Below are 21252 nucleotides of genomic sequence, written 5' to 3'. Positions count from 1 at the left end.
GTCTCCCAGACGGCCACCACTCCGGTGGACCAGATGTCGGGGAGCCGTGTGCTGGCCGTGCGGGCTGCGGCCAACTCCGCCCGGTCCTCCGGTGGGAGGGCCGGGCCGGACGCCGTCGGTCGGGGGTGAGGACGTCAGTGGGACTGGTTCACCGATGAGCCGTCGTTGGCGGACTGGTCGCCGGTGCCGGACTGGTCACCCACGCCCTGACCCGACTGGTCGCCGGTGCCCTGACCGGACTGGTCGCCGACTCCCTGACCGGACTGGTCGCCCACGCCCTGGCCCGACTGGTCGCCGGTGCCGTCGGTGGCCGACGGGTCGGCGCTGCCGCCCACCGCGTCGCCGCCGCCCGCCTGGTCGCCGGCTCCGGCGCCGTCGGTCGCCGAGGCCGACGGGTCGGCCGAGGCGCCCTGGTCACCCGCGCCCGCACCCGCGCCGCCGTCGCCCAGCGTCGCGCCCGTGGCCTGGAGTGCCGTGGTCACCGGCTGGAAGAAGGTCTCGCCGCCGGCGGTGCAGTCGCCGCTGCCGCCGGAGGTCATGCCGACCGCGCTGCCGTCCTGGGTGAACAGGGAGCCACCGCTGTCACCGGCCTCGGCGCAGACGTTGGTCTGGATGAGCCCGGTGACGGTGTCGACACCGTTCGGGTCCGTCTCGCTCTGGAAGTTGACCGTGGCGTCGAGACCGGTGACCTGGCCGTCGTGCAGACCGGTGGTGCTGCCCATCCGGAAGACCTGCTCACCGACGGTCGCGTCCGCGGCCCCGGTGATCTGGACGGTCTGGCCGTTGCCGACGTTGACCTCGCTCGGCGCCTGGGTGGTGGCGTCGTCGTACTTGACGAGGGAGAAGTCGCCGGCGCCGGGGAAGGTGGCCTGGTCGACGGTGGCGATGGGCTGTCCGGTCTCGGAGTCCGACCACTGCTTGGCGGCCACACCGCAGTGACCGGCCGTCAGGAAGGCCGGGGAGCCGTCGCCGGCGGTCACGTTGAAGCCGAGGGAGCAGCGGACCGTGCCGCCCTCCGCCTGGGCGAAGATGGCGTCGCCGCCCGAGACCAGGGTCTTGAAGGTGCCGGAGGTCCGCTTCACCGTCGCCATGTCGGCGCCGAGGCTCTTGACCGTCGACGTCAGTCTGTTCCATTCGGCGCCGGTGACCGTGGAGTCCGCGCTGACGGCGAGCTTGTTGGTCTTCGGGTCGATCGCCCAGGCCGTGCCCGGGATGGTCGCCTTGGCGGCCAGGGTCTTCGCGCCGGCCTTCAGCGCGGGGAGGCTGTTCTTGACCTCGCGGACCTTGGCGCCCGCCTTCTCCGCCTGCACGACCACGTTGTTGTTGTCGCCGGATATGACGTTCACGACGAGCTGCTGGGTGCCCGAGTCGTAGTAGGAACCGGCGAAGGCCTGCCCGAGCAGGTCCTGGAGCTGCGCGGCGAGATCCGAGGCGTCGGTCGCCTTCAGGGTCTTGGGGGCGGCGTTGGTCGTCGCCCCGTCCTGGGACGCGTTGGCGTGCGGAAGCAGAAGTGCGGCCGCGCCGAGCGCCACGACGCTGCCCGCCGCGATCGCGGCCTTGCGCTTCGGAATTCGCTTGTGACTCAAACTACTCGACCTCCTGGGGGACCGGAGTGTGTGTGCCGCCGTTCGGCAGCTGCTGTCGTTCTGGGCGCCTGGATGGCTGTTGGTACGCACGGGCCACGCGGTGCGTTCAACTCCGTTTGCCAACTCGCTTTGCGCAACGCCGAATCGGCCATGACCCGCTTCTTACTCGGCGGCCCGGGGAACAATCGCCCATATGACGATGACCACCGCCGAAGCCGACAAGATCCTCTCCGCCAACTTCGCCCCTTGGGTCCTCGAGTTGGGACTGCGCGTGGAGAGCGTCGGCCACGACCGCGCGCTGCTGCGTCTGCCCTGGTCGGACCGGCTGTCGCGGGAGGGCGGCGGACTGTCGGGACAGGCGCTGATGGCCGCCGCGGACACCGCCACCGTGATCGCGGTGTCGGCGGCGCGCGGGGCGTACGGACCCATGACGACGGTCCAGCAGTCCACGTCGTTCCAGCGCGCGGTGACCGGTTCGGATGTCCTGATCGAGGCGGTGCTCACCAAGCTGGGCCGGCGCACGGCGTTCGCGGACATCACCATGACCGACGACGGGACGGGCGAACTCGCGGCCCGGGCGAGCACCGTGTACGCGCTTCTGGGCTGACACGGTCCGCAGCCGGCCGACAGCGGTCCGTCGTGAACACCGCCTTGAATCCCGGCTCCAGAGAATCTGCACATGGAATGCGCAACGAAGTCACCGTGCGCGGGGCTTCTGCACAAGTGCGCCGGGGCCGCCACGCCATTGGGGCGGAGTGTCGGATTCGCCTCGCGATCAGCAAGAGCCGGTACGGGCCGATGCCGTGACGCATGTGAAGAACTTGCCGCCGAGGCGTGCAGGAGCCTGCACGGATCGGTGCGGTGGGGGCTGAAGTTGCCTGGTGAGACGGTTGGTTGATTGGAAGGGCGCGCCCGGGGCGTGCTTTGATCCATCGCACCGCGGGGGCCGTGAAGGGTTCCCGGAGACGGGCGCCAGGCGCTCGCGGTCGCGGCCGTCCCCAAAGGGGCCGCTCCCCCCTTGTGAATATCCATATGAAGGGAAGTTCCACCATGAACTCCACCCCCCAGGTTGAGACCGTCGAGATCTCCGACGCCGAGCTCGACAACGTCTCCGGCGGCCTGTCCGTGAACGCCCTCGGCACCGTCACCGGCCTGGTGGACGGCATCGCCCCGGTTTCCGGCCTGGTCGACACGGTCGTCGGCACGGTCGAGGGTGTGACCGGCCTGAACACCGCCCCGGTCACCAACCTGGTCGCCGGTCTCTGATCGCAGACCCTGTGATCTGATCGCAGCTTTTGTGATCGTCGAGTCCCGGAGCCATTCACCGGCTCCGGGGCCTTCGGTCGTCGTGCGTCAGCCGGCTCGTGCGAGCCGGTCCTTCCTCGTTTTCAGGTGAGGGAAAGTTCCGTGCAGTTCCGCCAACAGGCCCTCGCCAAGCTCCAGTCACCGGAGGAGCTCGACCTTCCGGTGCGCTTCGCCCGCCCGCAGGGCTGGCTCGTGCTGTCCGTGACGGTGGTCGCCGTCGCCGCCGCGTCCGTGTGGGCGGTGACCGGTTCGGTGGCCTCCACGGTCAGCGCGCCCGCCATCCTCACGCACGGCGAGGGCAGTTACATCCTGCAGAGTCCGGTCTCGGGCCAGATCACCGCGGTCCTCGCCCGGCAGGGCGAACGGCTGCCGGCCGACTCCCCCGTCCTGAAGGTCCGTACGGCCCAGGGCGACTCCGTCGTCCGGACGGTCGCGGCGGGCCGGATCACCGGACTCGCCGCCACCATCGGCCAGATCATCCAGACCGGTGCGAACGTCGCCGCCGTGGAGAAGGTCGCCAAGGCCACCGACCCGCTGTACGCGACGGTGTACGTGCCGGCCGAGAACGCGGCCTCCATCCCGGCGAACGCCGAGGTCGACCTGACCGTGTCCTCGGTCCCCACCCAGCGGTACGGCGTGCTGCGCGGCCATGTGAAGTCCGTCGACCGGTCCGCCGAATCGGCCCAGCAGATCTCCGCGTTCCTCGGGGACAGCCAGTTGGGCGAGCAGTTCACCAAGAAGGGCCGGCCGGTGGCGGTCCTGGTGAAGCTGGACAAGTCGTCGGCCACCAGGAGCGGTTACCGGTGGTCGTCGAAGGACGGCCCGCCGTTCGCCCTCACCTCCATGACGACGGCCACGGGGTCCATCCGGCTGGCCGACCAGCGTCCCGTCGATTGGCTGCTGCCGTGAGCACCGCACAGGAGACGAGGAGCCGGCGCCGCTCGGCCCCGCCCAAGCGCCCGGTCCCCACGGGGAAGTCCAAAACCGTCCGCACGCCCACCGTGCTGCAGATGGAGGCCGTCGAATGCGGCGCGGCCTCCCTGGCGATGGTCCTCGGCCACTACGGCAAGCACGTCCCGCTGGAGGAGCTCCGCATCGCCTGCGGTGTCTCCCGCGACGGCTCGCGCGCCAGCAACCTGCTGAAGGCGGCGCGCAGTTACGGTCTGACCGCCAAGGGCATGCAGATGGACACGGCCGCCCTCGCCGAGGTGAAGACCCCGGCCGTGCTGTTCTGGGAGTTCAACCACTACGTCGTCTACGACGGCATGGGCCGCCGCTTCGGCCGCCGCGGGGTGTACATCAACGACCCCGGCAAGGGCCGCCGCTTCGTGGCCATGGAGGACTTCGACGGCAGTTTCACCGGTGTAGTGCTGGTGATGGAGCCCGGCGAGGGCTTCACCAAGGGCGGCCGCAAGCCCGGCATCCTGGGCGCGATGCCGGCCCGGCTGCGCGGCACCGCGGGCACGATGCCGGCCGCGGTGCTGGCGAGTCTGCTGCTGGTGCTGGTCGGCGCGGCGGTGCCCGCGCTCAGCCGCACCTACATCGACATGTTCCTGATCGGCAATCAGACCTCGCTGCTGGGCGTGCTGTTCGCGTCGATGGGCGCGTGCGTGGCGCTCACCGTGGTGCTGACCTGGTTGCAGCAGGCGAACCTGCTGCGCGGCCGCATCATCTCCTCCACCCTCTCCAGCGCCCGCTTCCTGCGCCATCTGCTGCGCCTGCCGGTGACGTTCTTCGCCCAGCGCTCCCCCGCCGACCTGGTGCAGCGCCTCCAGTCGAACGACCAGGTGGCCGAGACGCTGGCCCGTGACCTCGCGGCGGCGGGCGTGGACGCGGTGGTGGTGGTCCTCTACGCGATCCTGCTGTACACCTACGATCCGCAGCTGACGTTCGTCGGCATCGGCGTCGCCCTGCTCAACATCGTCGCGATGCGGATCGTCATCCGGCTGCGCGCCACCCGCACCGCCAAGCTCCGCGCCGACAGCGCCCGGCTCACCAACACGGCCTACACGGGCCTTCAGTTGATCGAGACGATGAAGGCGACCGGCGGTGAGGACGGCTACTTCCGCAAGTGGGCGGGGCAGCACGCCACCACGCTGGAGGAGCAGCAGCGGCTCGGCGTGCCGAGCGCCTGGCTGGGTGTGGTCGCGCCGACGCTGGCCTCGCTGAACAGCGCGGTGATCCTCTGGGTCGGCGGGATGCGCGCGGTGGAGGGCGGCATCTCGGTGGGCCTGCTGGTCGCCTTCCAGTCGCTGGTCACCCGCTTCACCGCCCCGATCACCCGGCTGAACGGCGTCGCGGGCCGCATCCAGGACTTCGCCGCCGATGTCGCCCGGCTGAAGGACGTCGAGAACTTCCAGGCCGACCCGCTCTACGGCCGCCCGGGCGCGGGTGACTCCACGCGCCGTCTGCACGGCCATGTCGAGCTGCAGAACATCACCTTCGGCTACAACCCGCTCGACAAGCCCCTGCTCACGGGCTTCGACCTGACCGTCGGCCCCGGCCAGCAGGTCGCGCTGGTCGGCGGCTCGGGCAGCGGCAAGTCGACGGTGTCACGGCTCATATCGGGCCTGTACACGCCGTGGGAGGGCGTGATCCGCATCGACGGCCGGCGTCTGGACGACATCCCGCGCGGCGCGCTCGCCGCCTCGGTCTCCTTCGTCGACCAGGAGGTCTTCCTCTTCGAGGGCTCGGTCCGCGACAACGTGGCGCTGTGGGACCCGTCGATCCCGGACGACGCGGTGGTGGACGCGCTGCGCGACGCGGCGCTCCACGACGTCGTGATGCGCCGCCCCGGCGGCATCCACAGCAAGGTCGAGCAGGACGGCCGCAACTTCTCCGGCGGGCAGCGCCAACGCCTGGAGATCGCGAGGGCGTTGGTGCGCGGCCCCAGCATCCTGGTCCTGGACGAGGTGACCAGCGCGCTGGACGCGGAGACCGAGCAGGTCGTGATGGACAACCTGCGGCGGCGCGGCTGCGCCTGTGTGGTGATCGCGCACCGGCTCAGCACTGTGCGCGACAGCGACGAGATCGTCGTACTGCAGCACGGCACGATCGTGGAACGCGGACGGCACGAGGACCTGGTGACGCGCGGCGGCGCGTACGCGGCGCTGGTCAGGGAGCGATGAGATGACGACCGCACACGAGGGCGACCTCGTTCTCGGCGCCCTCGGTTCCATGGGCACCTATGTCGACTGCTCGGGCCTGACCCGGCTCGACCTGGAGGGCCCGCAGGTGCTGTGGCTGGTCGCGGCGGGCAGCCTCGACCTGTTCGCGGTGGACGCCGTACAGCAGGGTCACTGGCACCACCTCGGCCGGCTGGAGGCGGGCTCGCTGATCCTCGGCCCGGTCCCGGGCCCTCAACACACCCTGGTGGCACGCCCGTTGAGGGACTGCGCCGTCCACCGCATCGGTCTGCGCGAGCTGTACCAGACGGCCGACACCCAGACCTGGTCCTACGACGAGTACGGCAACGCACAGTACGTACCGCCGACGACCAGCCCCCTCGAATACGCGCTCGCCCTCGGCGTCGGCCGCGCCCTCTCCGTCCTCTTCCAGGCGCCGATGGCCACCGAGGGTTCGTCCCACGAGGTCACCGACGACGACGTGTTCTGGATGCAGGTGCCGCCGGGCAGCGTGCAGTACGGCTCGCTCTACGGCGCCGAGGCGGCCGCCGATCTGCTGATGGACCCGGCGGTCTGGCAGTCCATGGTCGACCAGCAGTACCGGTTGCTGACCACGCTGGACCGCTGGATCGAGCAGCTGGAGCGCACCCACGAGACCCGGACGGCCGCCGGTATCAAGGCCGGTGAGGCGGTGCGCGCCCAGGCCGATCGGACGCTGCTGGCCTCCATCGGGAAGTCCTCGGCCAAACGCGCGACGGCCGCCGACGCGGACGCCGGCTACGCGGCCTGCAAGCTGGTCGCCGAGGCGGCCGGGATCACGCTGGCCGAGCGGGCGCAGAGCGGCACGGAGAGCGACCGGATCGACCCGATCGAGCGGGTGGCCGTCGCGTCCCGGGTGCGGACCAGGGCCGTACGCCTGGACGGGCGTTGGTGGCGGGACAACATCGGACCGCTGGTCGGTCACCGGGCGTTGTCCGGTGCGCCGGTGGCGCTGCTGTGGCGGCGCGGCGGCTATGTGGCCGTGCAGCCGGCGACGGGACGCGAGACACCCATCGAGAAGGCCAACGCGGAGGAGTTCGAGCCGCGCGCGGTGATGTTCTACCGGCCGCTGCCCGAACGGACGTTGAGCCCCCTGCGGTTGCTGCGGTTCAGTATGCGGGGCACCGGTGGTGACCTCACCAATCTGCTGATGAGCGGTCTGGTGACGGTGGCCGTCGGCGCGCTGGTGCCGATCGCGACCGGCAAGGTGCTCGGCGAGTTCGTGCCGAGGGCGCAGACGGGCCTGATCGCACAGGTGTGTCTGGCCGTCATGCTCACCAGCGTGGTGGCGGCGGCCTTCATGCTGCTGGAGAACCTGACCATCCTCCGGCTGGAGGGCCGGATCGAGTCCACGCTCCAACCGGCCGTCTGGGACCGGCTGTTGAGGCTGCCGACGAAGTTCTTCACCGAACGCTCCACCGGTGAGCTGGCCAGTGCGGCGATGGGCATCAGCGCCATGCGCCGGATGATGGCGGGGATCGGGCCCGTGGTCGCGCAGTCGGTGACCGTCGGCGCGATGAACCTGGGACTGCTGTTCTGGTACAGCCCGTCCATGGCGTTCGCTGCGATCGGGATGCTCGTCGTGATCGCGGGCGCGTTCCTGGGGCTCGGGCTGTGGCAGGTGCGCTGGCAGCGCAAGCTCGTCGTCCTCAACAACAAGCTGAACAACCAGGCGTTCCAGACGCTGCGCGGCCTGCCCAAGCTACGCGTCGCCGCGGCCGAGAACTATGCCTACGCGGCCTGGGCCGCCGAGTTCGCCCGCAGCCGTGAGCTCCAGCAGAAGGTCGGCCGTATCAAGAACCTCACCACGGTGATGGGCGCGGTCTATCTGCCCGTGTGCACCCTGCTGATGTTCATGCTGCTGGCCGGCCCCGCGCGGGGTGTGATGTCGGCGGCCGCGTTCCTCACCTTCAACACCTCGGTGACCATGCTGCTGACCTCGGTCACCCAGCTGACCGGCGCGTTCGTGTCGGCGGTGGCGGCGCTGCCGCTGTTCGAGGAGATCAAGCCGGTCCTGGAGGCGACGCCGGAGGTGCGTGCGGCGAGCACCCGGCCCGGGCCGCTCACGGGCGCGATCGAGGCACGCCGGCTCGCCTTCCGGTACGCGGACGACGGGCCGCTCGTCCTCGACGACGTGTCCTTCGAGATCCGCCCGGGCGAGTTCGTGGCGATCGTCGGCCCCAGCGGCTGCGGCAAGTCCACCCTGCTGAGGCTGCTGATCGGCTTCGACAAGCCGGTCTCGGGCAGTGTCCTGTACGACGGCCAGGACCTGGGCGCGCTCGACCAGTCGGCCGTGCGCCGGCAGTGCGGTGTGGTGCTCCAGCACGCGCAGCCGTTCACCGGCTCCATCCTGGACGTCATCTGCGGCACCGAGCCGTACACGCCGGAGGAGGCGATGGCGGCGGCCGAGATGGCGGGGCTGGCGGAGGACATCAAGCGGATGCCGATGGGTCTGCACACCATCGTCTCCGGCAGCGGAGCGGTCTCCGGCGGTCAGCGCCAACGGCTCATGATCGCCCAGGCGTTGATCCGCCGGCCGCGCATCCTCTTCTTCGACGAGGCGACCAGCGCCCTCGACAACGAGACCCAGCGCACGGTCATCGAGTCGACCAAGGCCCTCAACGCCACCCGTGTCGTCATCGCGCACCGCCTCTCCACGGTCCTGGACGCCGACCGTGTGATCGTCATGGAGGACGGCAAGGTGGCCCAGCAGGGCCCGCCCGCGCAGCTCCTCGCGGACACGGGCGGACGGCTGCACGAGCTGGTGCGCCGGCAGCTGGCGTGAGGGGTCAGTCCAGGCCGGGGACGGGGGCGCCGGAGGGCACACCCGCCCGGAGGTAGCCCTCGTAGAACTCCTTCCAGGCCGTGCCCGGACCGGTGTGCGGCCCCTCGGGCCTCTCGCCCCGCGCCCTCGCGTCCAGGGCGGCCAGGCAGACCTCCCAGCCGGCGGCGTTGCGGGCGGCCGTGTCGGGGGTCCGGAGGACGTTGGTGAGGGTGAAGCGGGTGCGCCGGTCGTCCAGTGCCTCCAGGTCGAAGTGGAGTTCGTCGCCGCCCCACTCGAAGGACAGCCGGCGCGGTTCGTCGAGGGCGAGCACCCGGCCCGTGGACTCCGGCATGTTCGGGTCTCCGCCGAAGGTGATCGTCCCGCCCGGACGCGGGTCGATCTCGGCGCGGGACGGGAACCAGTGGGCGAGTTCCCCGGCGTCCGTGACGAGCTGCCAGACGCGTTCGACCGGGTGGTCGTAGACCCGGTCGAAGCGGACGGCCACGCGGCCGTCATCCACGGTCAGACAGGTGCCGGTGAGGTCAGCGGCCATGGGATCAGTCCTTCGGGGGCGGTTTCCCGGGATCGTACGACGCCGTCTCGCCGCGGCGGCGTCCGACCGGTGAGAGGGACGCCACATGAAGCGAAACGTTGCCGTTTCGCTGAGAAAGGGTCTAGCCTTCTGGTGTACGAAACCGTTTCGTTCTTGGTTTCGTCGTTCTCCGCTACCCCGAACGACTTCCCTGGAGTGGTTCTCCCATGTCCCAGAAGACCCTGACCGACAGCGCCCCCACGGGCGTCGTCGAGGCGCCCGACGCGCCCTCGGCCAAGCGATGGTGGATCCTCGCGGTCGTCGCCGTCGCGCAGCTGATGGTGGTGCTGGACGCGACCATCGTGAACATCGCCCTGCCGTCGGCCCAGGCCGACCTCGGGTTCTCCGACGGCAACCGGCAGTGGATCGTCACCGCGTACGCGCTGGCCTTCGCCTCCCTGCTGCTGCTCGGCGGTCGCATAGCCGACCTGTTCGGCCGTAAGACGGCCTTCCTCATCGGTGTGGTCGGCTTCGCCGGCGTCTCCGCGCTCGGCGGTGCCGCCAACGGTTTCGGCATGCTGGTCACCGCCCGTGCCCTGCAGGGTGTCTTCGGCGCGCTGCTCGCCCCGGCCGCGCTGTCCCTGCTCAACACCACGTTCACCGACGCCAAGGAGCGCGCCAAGGCGTTCAGCGTCTACGGCGCCATCGCCGGTGCCGGCGGTGCGGTGGGGCTGCTGCTCGGCGGTGTGCTGACCGACGCGTTCGACTGGCGCTGGACGCTGTACGTGAACGTACTGATCGCGGTCGTCGCCTTCGTGGGCGGCTGGATCCTGCTGACCAACCACCGTGACGACCGGACCGGCAAGCTGGACGTGCCGGGTACCGTGCTGGTCGCCGCCGCTCTGTTCTCGCTGGTCTACGGCTTCTCCAACGCCGAGACGCACGACTGGGGCTCCGCTCTGACCTGGGGCTTCCTGATCGCGGGCGGTGTCCTGCTGGCGGCCTTCGCCTGGTGGCAGACGCGTGCCGCGCATCCGCTGCTGCCGCTGCGCATCCTGCTCGAGCGCAACCGCGCGGCCTCGTTCCTCGCCGTGCTGATCTCGGCCGGCGGCATGTTCGGGGTGTTCCTGTTCCTTACCTACTACCTGCAGCTGAACCTCGGCTTCAGCCCGACAAAGACCGGCTTGGCGTTCCTGCCGATGGTCGGCGCCCTGATGGTGGGGGCGCAGCTGGGCACCACGGTCCTGCTGCCGCGCATCGGCCCGAAGGTGGCCGTCCCGCTGGGCTTCGCGGTCGCCGCGGTCGGCATGGCCTGGCTGACCGGGATCGGCGTGGGCTCCAGCTACCTGAGCGCGGTGCTCCCGCAGCTGATCGTGACCGGCTTCGGACTCGGCCTGGTGATGCCCGTGGCCATGCAGCTGGCCACGGGCGGGGTGACGGCCGAGGACGCGGGCGTGGCCTCCGCCACGGTCAACGCCATGCAGCAGGTGGGCGGTTCCATCGGTACGGCGCTGCTGAACACCCTGGCCGCGAGCGCCGCGACGAACTACCTGGCCGGCAAGGACGCGACCAGCAAGCTGGTGCAGGCGCGGGCGACGATCGAGAGCTACACGACCGCCTTCTGGTGGTCGGCGGGCCTGTTCGCCGCGGGTGCGCTGATCGCCTTCCTGCTCTTCCGCCGCGGGGTGCCGGAGCAGGACCCGGACGCCGCGCCGGTCGTCCACATGTGATCGCCCCGACACGATCCGCCAGGGCCTGAGCCGCCCCGGCCCGAGGGGCCGCCGTCAGCAGGGAGACGGCGGCCCCTCTCGCATGGGGGGGGCTTCCGTGTGCGACGCGTACCACCGCTGCCGGCGCGCGGTGCCGGCCGGACGCCTCGGCTCACTCCCCCGCGTCAGGTCTGCCGGGCGTTGAACGGCGTGGAAATGGGTACCCACCGGGCCATGCGGATCAGCGTGGTGGACGTGGGCTCGAACACGGTGCGGCTCGTGGTGGCGGACGCCGAGGGCGGGGTGCCGCTGCCGGTCCACACCGCCAAGTGGCGGCTGAGGCTGTCGGAGCATGTGCGGCCCGGGACCGACATCCCCGAGGAGGACGTCGAGCGGCTGGTCGAGGCGGTCGCGGAGGCGAGCCGGACGTCCGCGAGGTGGGGGGCGGCCGGCCCGGTGGCGTTCGCGACGGCCGTGGTCCGCAGCGCCCCGAACCGCCAGGAGGTCCTGCGCGCCGTCCGCAAGCGGACCGGGGTCGACCTCTGCACCCTGCCGGGCGAGGTCGAGGCCGAGCTGACGTTCCTGGCGGCGCGCCGCTGGATGGGCTGGCGGTCCGGGCCGCTCGCGCTGATGGACATCGGGGGCGGTTCCCTGGAGGTGGCCTTCGGGCGGGGGCGGCTGCCGGACTTCGTGGCCTCGCTGCCCCTGGGGGCCGGGCGGCTGACGCACGAGTTCTTCCCGGACGACGACGCGCCCCCGTGGGAGCAGGTGCGGGCGCTGCGCCGCAAGGTCCGCCACCAGCTCCGGGACGTTTCCGCCCGGATCCGCTGGGAGGGGCCGCGCTCCGCGGTGGTCACCTCCCGCACCTTCCAGCAGCTGGGACGGCTGTGCGGAGCCCTGCCCGGACGCCACGGGCCGTTCGTGGAGCGGCAGTTGGACCGCGGGGACCTGCGCACGGCCGTCGAACGGCTGGCCGCGCTGCCGCCCGCCGAACGCGCCCTGCTGCCCGGTATCTCCGCGCCGCGGGCCCGGCAGAGCCTGGCCGGAGCGGTGGTCGGACACACCGCGATGAAGCTGACCGGGCTCAGGACCGTCACGATCTGCCCCTGGGCGATCCGTGAGGGTGTACTGCTGCGGCACATAGAGGACGGGGCGTCCTGGTGGGCGGAGGTCAACCGGCTCAACGAGGCGGTGGCCCCGCCGGAGGCGGTGACGCCGCTCCGGATCGCCGCGGCGACGAGCTGACCGTCGCAATCGCGCACGCCACCCGGCCCCGAAAGTCAAGCCGTTCCGCCCTAGTTCACCAGGTCGGGTGAACCCGCTCTTGCGGGTCGCGCTCCAGGGATGTTCGCCATCGCGTCGGGGTAACTACCGGGATCGAAAGCGCCCCTTGCCGAGGTGGAGCGGCCATGACCCGGTTTGCGGAGGACGGCGCCCACGAACCTCCCGCGGCGAACGCCCATGCCCGTACCCGGGCCGAGGGAGGGTTCACCGTGGTCGAGGTCCTGGGCGAGATCGATCTGGCGACCGCGGGGTTCCTCGCGGAGCATCTGGACGCGGCGACCACGGGCCCGCGGCCGGACGTACTGGTCGATCTGCGGCACGTGGACTTCTTCGACTGCTCCGGGCTGCGCGTGCTGTGCCGGGCCGAGGCGCGGGTCCGGGAGCGCGGCGGCCGGCTGCGCGTCGTCTGCGACCAGCCGCGCATACGCCGGCTGCTGATCGGCGCGGGGCTGTGGAAACGGTTCCCGCCCCTCTCCGGTGTTCCCGGAGAGGGGCGGGAGTGACCCCGAAGGCCGGCGGGCGGCCCCACTCCGCCCGCCGGCCCCCGGTACGAGATCGCCGGTGACCCCGCGACAGGGGCTCGCACTCCCCATCCGCGGGCCGCTTTCGTTGCGCGCGGGGCCCACGCGATCCCGGTCCATCAGAACGCGAAGACGCTGCTCCCGTAGGAGTCCTTCACGCACGCGTTGCCGAAGGTCCGTTCGTAGGAGACCCGCTTGCCCTGCCACACCCCGTCGACGGTGACGACGACGGGGTCGTACTCCTTGGTGCACCGGACGTCCGATGCCGGTGCGAGCCCGTCGGGGCCGCCCGCGGCGCGCAGCTCGGCGCAGGCCTGGACGGCGGCCGGGTGGGTGCCCGAGGCCGTCGGGGCGCAGTTGAGGGTGACCGCCCGCTGCGGGGTCGCGACGGCGGCGCTCTCGCCGTGGCCGACGGTGAGCACCAGGGCCGAGGGTGCGTAGAGCGAGGCCGGGGCGGCTGCCGCCGTCCCGGTCAGGGGTGCGCCGAGGGCGGTGGCGGTCAGGGCGAGGGTGGCTGCCCAGCGTGCGGGGTTCCGCATGGTGTGCATCCTTCCGCTGGATTCGAGGGTGTACCGGTCCGTTCATGGGTGGTGCCGGACCGGCGAGCGCGAGTCTGCCGAGTCCGCGGCGGAAACTCACCTCGACCCCATGCGTTTCAGTAACCTTGCGTATTGAATCAGTGGCGCGAAGTCACGGAATTCGAATGCCTGAACCCCGGAACTGAGCGGTTCTTGATCGCCCGAAGCGGCCAAGTGGCCGATTCCCACCGCTTCGTTAATAGGCCTGAAACATTCCGGTTGAGCTCTCGGCTGACTCCTCCGCACCCCCTTGCGTTCATGGAGTCGCCGAGTAATCGTCATTACATGATTACGACAGAGCAGCAGGAGAAGCTCCGCGGCTGGTTCACCGGCCGCATCCCCGACGACCTCTTCGAGGAGCTGGCCGAGGTCACGGTCGACCGCGAGGAGATCACCGTCATCGGCCGCATCCCCGCACCCCGGCTCGCCGAGGACGCCTCGGCCGCCGAGCGGGAGGCCGCGGTGCAGGGCCGGGTCCAGGAGTTCCGGGAGCGCACCCGGGAGGCCAGGATCGAGGTGGCGCGCGAGGCCGAGCACCGGTTCCGCCGGAAGGTCTCCTGGGGAGTGGAGTGCGGCGGCGAACGCGCCCTGTTCACCCATGTCGCGGCGCCCGTGATGACCCGGCTGCGCCAGCCCGAGCGGCAGGTCCTGGACACCCTGATCGCCGGCGGGGTCGCCCGCAGCCGCAGCGACGCCCTCGCCTGGTGCGTACGACTGGTCCAGCGGCACACCGACGACTGGCTCGCCGAGCTGCGGGAGTCCCTCGAACATGTCCAGCGGGTACGGGCGCAGGGCCCGGACGCGGAGCCGGAGGACGCCCCGCCGGACGAGGCCTGAGGGAGGACCTGGCGCCGGCCCTCCGAGGGAGCCCCCTCGCGGGTCCGCCCCCATGGACGGACCTGGGATTACTCACAAGTATCGTCGGGGTGCGGCGCGTTCTCACCGACGAGAGGCGGGACCTCCCCATGGCCAGGCACTGGGCGGACTTCCAGTACGAGATCTATCTCAACGGGATGAACGGCACCGTGCCACGGCTGCCGACCGACCTGACCCGTCTGGAGGAGCTGGCCGAACACCGGCTCGGCCCCGGCCCGGTCGGCTATGTGGCGGGCAGTGCGGGCAACGGCAGCACGGCCCGCGCCAACCGGTCCGCCCTGGAACGGCGCCGGATCGTGCCGCGCATGCTGCGAGACGTGCACGAGCGGGACCTTTCGGTGGAGGTGCTCGGGCGCGCCCTGCCGGCCCCGCTCGCCCTGGCCCCGGTCGGGGTGCTGTCGATCATGCATCCGGACGCCGAGTCCGCCGCCGCCCGGGCGGCCGCCGCGCAGGGCGTACCGTACGTCCTCTCCTCCGCCTCCAGCACCCCGATGGAGCAGGTCGCCGAGGCGATGGGTGACGCCGAGCGCTGGTTCCAGCTGTACTGGCCCAAGGACATCGAGGTGGCCCGCAGCTTCCTGCACCGCGCCGCTGCGGCCGGGTTCACGGCGCTGGTCGTCACGCTGGACACCCCCCTGCTGGCCTGGCGCCCCCGCGACCTCGACCAGGCCTATCTGCCCTTCCTGCACGGCGTGGGCACCGCCAACTACTTCTCCGACCCGGCCTTCCGGGCGGCCCTCGCCAAGCCGGTGCACGAGGATCCGAACGCGGCCGTGCTGCACTTCGTCGGCATGTTCGCGGACCCCGCCAAGACCTGGCCGGACCTGGCCTTCCTGCGGGAGAACTGGGACGGCCCGATCGTCCTCAAGGGCGTCCTGCACCCGGACGACGCCCGTCTCGCCGCCGACGCGGGCATCGACGGTGTGGTGGTCTCCAACCACGGCGGCCGCCAGGTGGCCGGTTCCGTCGCGGCGGCCGACGCGCTCCCCCGGGTGGCCGAGGCGGTCGGTGACCGGCTGACGGTCCTGTTCGACAGCGGCATCCGCACCGGCGACGACATCTTCAAGGCGCTCGCCCTCGGTGCCCGGGCGGTACTCGTCGGACGACCCTACGTGTACGGGCTCGGCCTGGACGGGCAGGCGGGCGTCGAGCACGTGATCCGTTGTCTGCTCGCCGAGTTGGACCTCACCCTCGCCCTCTCCGGACACGCCACCCCCGCCACGATCGACCGCGCCGACCTCGTCGAGGAATCCGTATGACCGCCGTCCTCAGGAACGTCCTCGCCGTCATCGCCCCCCACGTGGGCGGCCGTTCGGCCGGCGCCGGACTCGCCACGCTCCTCCCGAGCGAGGCGAACGTCACCGTCGTGGAGGCGACCGACGAGAATCCGTCCGCACTGCACGAGGCGCACGTCCTCATCACGGCACTGGCCCCGGTGACCGCCGAACACCTCGCCGCCGCACCGGAGTTGCGGCTGGTGCAGTGCGCGAGCCACGGCTTCGACCACGTGGACGTGACGGCGGCGCGCGCCCGGGGTGTGCTGGTCGCCAACATCGGCTCCAGCGGTTCCGAGTCCCAGAACGTGGCCGAGCAGACCTTCGCCCTCATGCTCGCCCTGGCCAAGCGGCTGATCCCCGCCCACACCGCGCTGGTCGAGGCGGACTGGGCCCTGCCCCGCCTCCAGAGCTCCCTCACCGAGCTGTCCGGCAAGACACTCGGCATCGTGGGCCTCGGCACCATCGGCCGGGAAGTGGCACGGCGTGCGGGGGCGTTCGACATGACCATCGTCTACGCCGGCCGCAACCGGCTTCCGCGGGAGACGGAGGACCGCTACGGCGCCCGTCACGTCCCTCTCGACGACCTGCTCCGCACCTCCGACTACGTCTCCCTGCACGCCCCTCTCACCGACGGGACCCGCCATCTCCTGGACGCCGGACGCCTGGCCCTGCTCAAGCCGACGGCCTTCGTGATCAACACGGCCAGGGGCGCGCTCATCGACCAGGACGCCCTCGCGGACGCGCTGGAGAAGGGCACCCTGGCCGGAGCGGGCATCGACGTCTTCGACCCCGAACCCCCCACCGCGGCCCTGCGGCTGCTGCGGGCCCCGAACGTGGTCCTCTCCCCCCATGTCGGCGGAGCGACCCGGGAAACCCTGATCCGCATCGCCCTGGCCGCAGTCCAGAACGCGACCAGATTCCTCACCGGCGACCGGCCGAACGACGTGGTGGACTAGCGAGGTTCCAGGGGGACCCGCCATCCTCGCCTGGCGCCGCTTTCAGGCGCCCCGCACTTCCGCCCGATCCGTCCCGGTGATGGACAGGGACCCCGGAGTGGCCGACGCCACCGGATCTGAGACCCACCGCTGCCCGGCGGAGCCGTCCCGTACCTTGACGACGATGTCCGCGTCCGTGCCCTCGGTCGTCACGGCGAGCGCCAGCTGCTCGTTCCACCGAGGCAGCAACTCCCCCTGCACGGTGAGGTCGTACCGCACGTCGTCGCGCCGCACGCCCTTGTCCCCCGCGCACTTCCCCAGCACCACGACCCCGGCGTCCACATGCGAGTCCAGACACAGCTCGGGGTCCGCCGCGCTGCGCAGCAGCCCGTCGTTCTCGTAGGTCCACTCCTGCGTCGTGTCGCCGGAACACACCGCCAGCTCCGTCCCGGCACCCACCTTCGGCTCCCCCTTGATGTCGAGGCACAGGTCCGCACCCGCGTTCCGCAGCCTCGACGTCCCCGGCCCGCTGGGCAGTTGGGCGGTGCCCGGCGTCGACGCGGACCCCGGTGAGGTGCCGTCCGTCGCGCTGTTGGAGGCGGCCGGATCGACCCCGTCGTCATGGGACCACAGCCCGGCGACCAGGAAGGTGGCGATCAACCCGGCGGAGGCGACCCCCACCCCCGTCAGCACGGCCCGAGAGCTCCGGGGCACCCCAGGAGTCCTACGACCGGGCAGCGGAATGCGGGGCAGGATCCGCGTCCGCCCTCCACCGTGCCGGGCGGAACCGCGCGCACCCGGCTGCCGCCCCGCGTCCCCGGCCCGCCCGGGGCGCGACTCCAGATACCGGCGCGCGCCCCACCCCAGCACCGCCTCGGCGAGAAGCACCCCCAACCCGCCCTCGAAATGACTCAGTTGCTCGGCGGCGAAACGGCAGTAGCGGCACTCGGTCAGATGCTGCTGCACATCGGGCAGCAGCGCGCCGCCCCGCCGAATCGGAACATCGAGGAGACGGTTGTAGAACCGGCAATCCTTCGACGGCGCGAGTTCCCGATGGGCATGTACACAACCTTCGCGGAATTTTTCACGCGCTTGTTCGAGCGCGGCCGACGCGGTGTCGGTATCCATGCCCAGCAGACCCGCGGGTACGGTTATCGGCTCCGCCTCGACCTCGGTGTGCCAGAGCAGACACCGGGCGAGTCCGGGAAGAGCCTGGAATGACCGGTCGGCGAGCTTGCGGTTTTCGGGCGTCATGGACTTCGCGGAACGCATACCGCGACCGCCGGAGGGTTTCTGCAACTCCGGCAGAACAGCGGAAATTCGGTCCTCGGAAGACCAGACCCGGACCGTGTCGCGCACGGCGACCAGAAACCGTGGGCGCAGGGCGACGGCGGGTTCGCCGAGCGCCAGCCGGTCGAGTACCTGGTGGAAGGCGGCGGAGGTCACCATGTAAGCGGTCTCGGCGGACGAGGAGAGACAGATGCCCGCGTAGTCGCGGGCCGGCTCCCAGTGCCGCGTCATGAGGAGGGCGACGGAATGGGAGACCTCACCGTCGGTCCGGCCCCGGAGCCGGGCGGCGACACTCTCGTCGGATTCCCCGGGAAGCCCGGCGGCGGGCGGGTAAGGCGGACGAGGGGGGTGGGGGGTGGGCACTGAGCGGATTCCTTCCCACGCGCATAGGACACACAGGAGTGACGACCGCCGAAAAGGCCCCCTGTTGGTGCACACCTCTTTGACGGCGAGCGCGGGGAGCGTGAAAACGAGACCCGGCCATTCCCCCGCACGGCTGCTTCACCCTTGCACAACACACTCATGGCCAACAAGGCACTTGGGCAACATCTGCCTCTTTGAAAGTAAGTCAGATACCGCGGCAACTCCGCTCACCGGCATGAGCTTTCCTCATTCCATGCGCCCCGTGTGAAACAGGCGCACGCGCCGGGGCACCGCGCACGCTCCCGGCGCGCACCACCCCGTAGTGGACTGTGTACCGGCCCTTCTCGGAGGCCTCGCGCAGGACGGCGGCTCTCCTGCGCCGAACGGGCCGCCGACCTTGATCCTCCCGCCCTCGGTCGGCGGCCCCGGGGGCGGGTCGGCGTCAGGCCCGGTCGGCGGCCCTCAGATCTGCCAGGAGCGCAGGCGGTCGGCCGCGCCGTACACATCGGCCTTGCCGGACATCAGGTCGCGGGCGAGGTCGACCAGGGCGCCGTAGGGCGGGTCGATGCCGGCGCCGCTGACGAACATGTAGGCCACGGCGGTCGCGCAGGCGAAGCGGGCGTTGGCCGCGGGCAGGGGCTTGAGCAGCGCGAGGGTGTGCAGCAGGGCGGCGGCCCGCCAGGCGGGGTCGGAGTCCACGCCGAGGCGCGGCGGGTCCACGCGATGGCGGGCGACGGCGGCGACCAGAGCCGAGAAGTCGTTGACCGTGGGCTGGTCCGGCAGGACCTCTTCATGGCGCTGAAGCAGCCAGGGCACGTCGATATGGATGACGGGTGCCATCGGTCAGGCGACCCGCCCCTCGTTCGCGCCCGCCGGTTCGTCGTCGGGGAAGGCGGCCGCGAACTCGTCGGCGTGGGCGGCGAAGAAGCGGCGGAACGCCTCGGCGCCTTCCTGCAGGGCCCGGTGCCGGGCTATGTCGGCGGCGGCGGCCTCGCGCACGAGTGCCTTCATCGACGTACCGCGTTCCTTGGCGATCTGCCGCAGGTCCTCGAGTTCGCGGTCGCTGAACTCCACATTCAGAGCTGGCATGCGTTCACGGTACCGCCGAGGTACTTACTCGTAAATACTCGCAGCTCACAGCGGTTCTCAAGTGGTACCCGACCGGGTTTCCGGGCGACGAACTCCGTGTCCGATTCCCGCCGGTCAGCCGGCGCGCCGGACGCCAGACTGGAGCCATGACCCACTACACGAGGACCGACAGCCCCCTGGGTGAACTGCTTCTGGTCGGCGAGAAGGACACCCTTGTCTCGCTGTCCCTGCCGGGACAGCGCACCGCACCGGCCGTCCGCCCGGACTGGATGCGTGACGACGAGGCGTTCACCGAGGTCACCCGGCAGCTCTCGGCGTACTTCGCGGGCCGCCTCACCCGCTTCGAGCTGTCCCTCGCGCCCCACGGCACACCATTCCAGCGGCGGGTGTGGCAGGCGCTCGACGGTATTCCGTACGGCTCCACGACGACGTACGGGGAACTCGCCACGCGACTGGAGGTGCCGCGCGCGGAGATCCGGGCCGTGGGCGCCGCGATCGGCGCCAATCCCCTGCTGGTCGTGCGCCCGTGCCACCGGGTGATCGGCGCCGACGGCTCGATGCGCGGTTACGCGGGCGGCGTCGAGCGCAAGGTGCGGCTGCTGACGCACGAGGGCGCCCTGCAGCAGATGCTGGTGTGAGGAGAGGAGACAAAGACGCCATGCCCCTCACCGAGACTCAGGCGCGCGACCGTGTCGACGGCACCGACTGGGCGGCACTGGCAGCCGAGCTGGATGTGCACGGCAGCGCGCCGACGCAGCGGCTGCTGACCCCCGCCGAGTGCCGTGACCTGGTCGCGCTGTACGAGAAGCCGGAGCTGTTCCGGACCACCGTCGACATGGCACGGCACCGGTTCGGCTCGGGCGAGTACCGCTACTTCACCCACGATCTGCCGGCCCCGGTGGCCGCCCTGCGCGCCGCCCTCTATCCGCGGCTGCTGCCGATCGCCCGGGACTGGGCGGCCCGGCTCGGCCGCCCGGCGCCCTGGCCGGACTCCCTGGAGGAGTGGCTGGAGCGCTGTCACGCGGCCGGACAGGACCGCTCGGCCCAGATCCTGCTGCGCTACACCGAGGGCGACTGGAACGCCCTGCACCGGGACGTCTTCGGCGAGATGGTCTTTCCGCTCCAGGTGGTGGTCGGCCTCGACGAGTACGGCGACGACTACACCGGCGGCGAGTTCCTGATGGTCGAGCAGCGGCCCAGGGCCCAGTCCCGGGGCACGGCGACCGCGCTGCGGCAGGGCCACGGGCTGGTGTTCACCACCCGGGACCGGCCGGTGCGCACCCGGCGCGGCTGGTCGGCCGGAGCGATGCGGCACGGAGTGAGCACCGTCCGCTCCGGCCGCCGACACACGCTGGGCATCGTCTTCCACGACGCTTCTTAGGGCCGGCTCTGGTCAGCGGGGTTCCTTGGCGTAGGTGTACGGGGCTGCCACGCCGGCGCTGTGGTGGTCGGCCGCGTGCAGAGCGGCGTCGAGCCGTTCGCGTGGCCCGAGGCCCAGCTGGGCGGTGGCGTGCAGGGCGCCGAGGGCGAACTCCTCGCCGCAGCCGACGGCGGCGTACCGGTCGGCGGGTTCGGCCACCTGGTAGTCGCCGGCGATGACGAAGAGCCGGCCGCGTGCCCCGACCAGGAAGGTGCCGGCCGCTTCCTGCTCGGAGTCCTTGCGGGCGAAACCGCCGTCCTTCAGACAGGTGCGTACGGCGTCTATGAACTTGGTGGCCATGAACTTGTCGAGGTTGCCCTCGGGATGCGGCGCGTTGAAGGCGTGGTGGAGCAGCTGGCCCATGCGGAAGGAGGTGGTGAAGCCGAAGACGTACGGGCCGTTGGTGAAGACCTTGGGGTCCCGGCGGATGGTGAGCTGGTAGCCGGCGATACCGGCGGAGTCGCCGGCGAGGTGGACGCGCTTGTGGTGGACCAGGCCGACGATGACGGTCAACTACCACCTCCGGGAGGTTCGTTGGGGCCTGCTGCCCATGGTGCGG

At 71.3% G+C, this 21252-nt stretch carries 20 protein-coding genes; 13 read left to right on the top strand and 7 right to left on the bottom strand.

Annotated elements, in window-relative coordinates:
- Positions 1-134 precede the first annotated feature (134 nt).
- Positions 135-1586 (bottom strand): S1 family peptidase, encoded by a 1452-nt coding sequence (locus tag ABZT17_RS34415; protein WP_356354852.1) that lies wholly within the window; start codon positions 1584-1586, stop codon positions 135-137.
- A 193-nt stretch (positions 1587-1779) separates the two neighbouring features.
- On the opposite strand from ABZT17_RS34415, the gene ABZT17_RS34410 reads away from it, so the two are divergent.
- The 5 genes from ABZT17_RS34410 to ABZT17_RS34390 all read left to right on the top strand — a co-directional run bounded on the left by ABZT17_RS34410 (position 1780) and on the right by ABZT17_RS34390 (position 8840).
- Entirely contained in the window at positions 1780-2193 is a 414-nt protein-coding gene (locus ABZT17_RS34410) for a PaaI family thioesterase (protein WP_356354850.1), read from the top strand.
- A 443-nt stretch (positions 2194-2636) separates the two neighbouring features.
- The gene (locus ABZT17_RS34405) at positions 2637-2852 is read left to right on the top strand and encodes a type A2 lantipeptide (RefSeq protein ID WP_208781863.1); all 216 of its coding nucleotides are present in this window, start codon (positions 2637-2639) and stop codon (positions 2850-2852) included.
- 141 nt (positions 2853-2993) lie between these two features.
- Positions 2994-3800: an HlyD family efflux transporter periplasmic adaptor subunit gene (locus tag ABZT17_RS34400; protein ID WP_356354848.1), complete on the top strand. Its 807-nt coding sequence runs from the start codon at positions 2994-2996 to the stop codon at positions 3798-3800.
- Entirely contained in the window at positions 3797-6019 is a 2223-nt protein-coding gene (locus tag ABZT17_RS34395) for an NHLP family bacteriocin export ABC transporter peptidase/permease/ATPase subunit (RefSeq protein WP_356354846.1), read from the top strand. Before ABZT17_RS34400 ends, ABZT17_RS34395 begins: the two co-directional genes overlap by 4 nt.
- A 1-nt stretch (position 6020) precedes the next feature.
- On the top strand, positions 6021-8840 hold the full coding sequence (locus tag ABZT17_RS34390; RefSeq protein ID WP_356354844.1) for an NHLP bacteriocin export ABC transporter permease/ATPase subunit: 2820 nt from the start codon (positions 6021-6023) through the stop codon (positions 8838-8840).
- Between the two features lie 4 nt (positions 8841-8844).
- On the opposite strand, the gene ABZT17_RS34385 is transcribed toward ABZT17_RS34390, so the two are convergent.
- Positions 8845-9372: an SRPBCC family protein gene (locus tag ABZT17_RS34385; RefSeq protein ID WP_356354842.1), complete on the bottom strand. Its 528-nt coding sequence runs from the start codon at positions 9370-9372 to the stop codon at positions 8845-8847.
- 206 nt (positions 9373-9578) lie between these two features.
- Here ABZT17_RS34385 and ABZT17_RS34380 point away from each other — a divergent pair, with 206 nt between their 5' ends.
- The 3 genes from ABZT17_RS34380 to ABZT17_RS34370 all read left to right on the top strand — a co-directional run bounded on the left by ABZT17_RS34380 (position 9579) and on the right by ABZT17_RS34370 (position 12847).
- Positions 9579-11081, top strand: a complete 1503-nt coding sequence (locus ABZT17_RS34380) for an MFS transporter (protein WP_356354840.1) — start codon at positions 9579-9581, stop codon at positions 11079-11081.
- Between the two features lie 213 nt (positions 11082-11294).
- Positions 11295-12305, top strand: coding sequence for a Ppx/GppA family phosphatase (locus ABZT17_RS34375; protein WP_356354838.1), 1011 nt, complete (start codon positions 11295-11297; stop codon positions 12303-12305).
- A 164-nt stretch (positions 12306-12469) separates the two neighbouring features.
- On the top strand, positions 12470-12847 hold the full coding sequence (locus ABZT17_RS34370) for an STAS domain-containing protein (RefSeq protein ID WP_356354836.1): 378 nt from the start codon (positions 12470-12472) through the stop codon (positions 12845-12847).
- 137 nt (positions 12848-12984) lie between these two features.
- Here the strand turns inward: ABZT17_RS34370 and ABZT17_RS34365 are convergent, their stop codons facing one another.
- Positions 12985-13404, bottom strand: coding sequence for a subtilase-type protease inhibitor (locus tag ABZT17_RS34365; RefSeq protein WP_356354834.1), 420 nt, complete (start codon positions 13402-13404; stop codon positions 12985-12987).
- Positions 13405-13728: 324 nt separating this feature from the next.
- On the opposite strand from ABZT17_RS34365, the gene ABZT17_RS34360 reads away from it, so the two are divergent.
- From ABZT17_RS34360 to ABZT17_RS34350, 3 genes are all read left to right on the top strand, one after another.
- Entirely contained in the window at positions 13729-14280 is a 552-nt protein-coding gene (locus tag ABZT17_RS34360; RefSeq protein ID WP_356354832.1) for a hypothetical protein, read from the top strand.
- Positions 14281-14408: 128 nt separating this feature from the next.
- Complete coding sequence (locus ABZT17_RS34355; protein WP_356354830.1) at positions 14409-15578, top strand: lactate 2-monooxygenase; 1170 nt, start codon at positions 14409-14411, stop codon at positions 15576-15578.
- Positions 15575-16552 (top strand): 2-hydroxyacid dehydrogenase, encoded by a 978-nt coding sequence (locus ABZT17_RS34350; protein ID WP_356354828.1) that lies wholly within the window; start codon positions 15575-15577, stop codon positions 16550-16552. The genes ABZT17_RS34355 and ABZT17_RS34350 overlap by 4 nt, the downstream gene beginning before the upstream one ends.
- A 42-nt stretch (positions 16553-16594) precedes the next feature.
- On the opposite strand, the gene ABZT17_RS34345 is transcribed toward ABZT17_RS34350, so the two are convergent.
- From ABZT17_RS34345 to ABZT17_RS34335, 3 genes are all read right to left on the bottom strand, one after another.
- On the bottom strand, positions 16595-18184 hold the full coding sequence (locus ABZT17_RS34345) for an RICIN domain-containing protein (RefSeq protein WP_356354826.1): 1590 nt from the start codon (positions 18182-18184) through the stop codon (positions 16595-16597).
- A gap of 462 nt (positions 18185-18646) precedes the next feature.
- Positions 18647-19024: a toxin Doc gene (locus tag ABZT17_RS34340; RefSeq protein WP_356354824.1), complete on the bottom strand. Its 378-nt coding sequence runs from the start codon at positions 19022-19024 to the stop codon at positions 18647-18649.
- 3 nt (positions 19025-19027) lie between these two features.
- Positions 19028-19273, bottom strand: coding sequence for a hypothetical protein (locus ABZT17_RS34335; RefSeq protein WP_356354823.1), 246 nt, complete (start codon positions 19271-19273; stop codon positions 19028-19030).
- Positions 19274-19419: 146 nt separating this feature from the next.
- Here ABZT17_RS34335 and ABZT17_RS34330 point away from each other — a divergent pair, with 146 nt between their 5' ends.
- Positions 19420-19911 carry a methylated-DNA--[protein]-cysteine S-methyltransferase gene (locus ABZT17_RS34330; RefSeq protein ID WP_356354821.1) on the top strand — a complete coding sequence of 164 codons (492 nt, stop codon included), beginning with the start codon at positions 19420-19422 and terminating at the stop codon, positions 19909-19911.
- 20 nt (positions 19912-19931) lie between these two features.
- Complete coding sequence (locus ABZT17_RS34325) at positions 19932-20654, top strand: 2OG-Fe(II) oxygenase (protein WP_356354819.1); 723 nt, start codon at positions 19932-19934, stop codon at positions 20652-20654.
- Between the two features lie 12 nt (positions 20655-20666).
- Here the strand turns inward: ABZT17_RS34325 and ABZT17_RS34320 are convergent, their stop codons facing one another.
- Positions 20667-21206, bottom strand: coding sequence for a hypothetical protein (locus ABZT17_RS34320; RefSeq protein ID WP_356354817.1), 540 nt, complete (start codon positions 21204-21206; stop codon positions 20667-20669).
- Positions 21207-21252: the final 46 nt, after the last annotated feature.

The sequence above is a fragment of the Streptomyces sp. NPDC005648 genome (assembly GCF_040605395.1).
In the GTDB taxonomy this organism is placed as follows: Bacteria; Actinomycetota; Actinomycetes; order Streptomycetales; family Streptomycetaceae; genus Streptomyces.
Note: the sequence above shows the minus strand (reverse complement) of the source record. Positions and strands in the feature narration are given on the sequence as shown.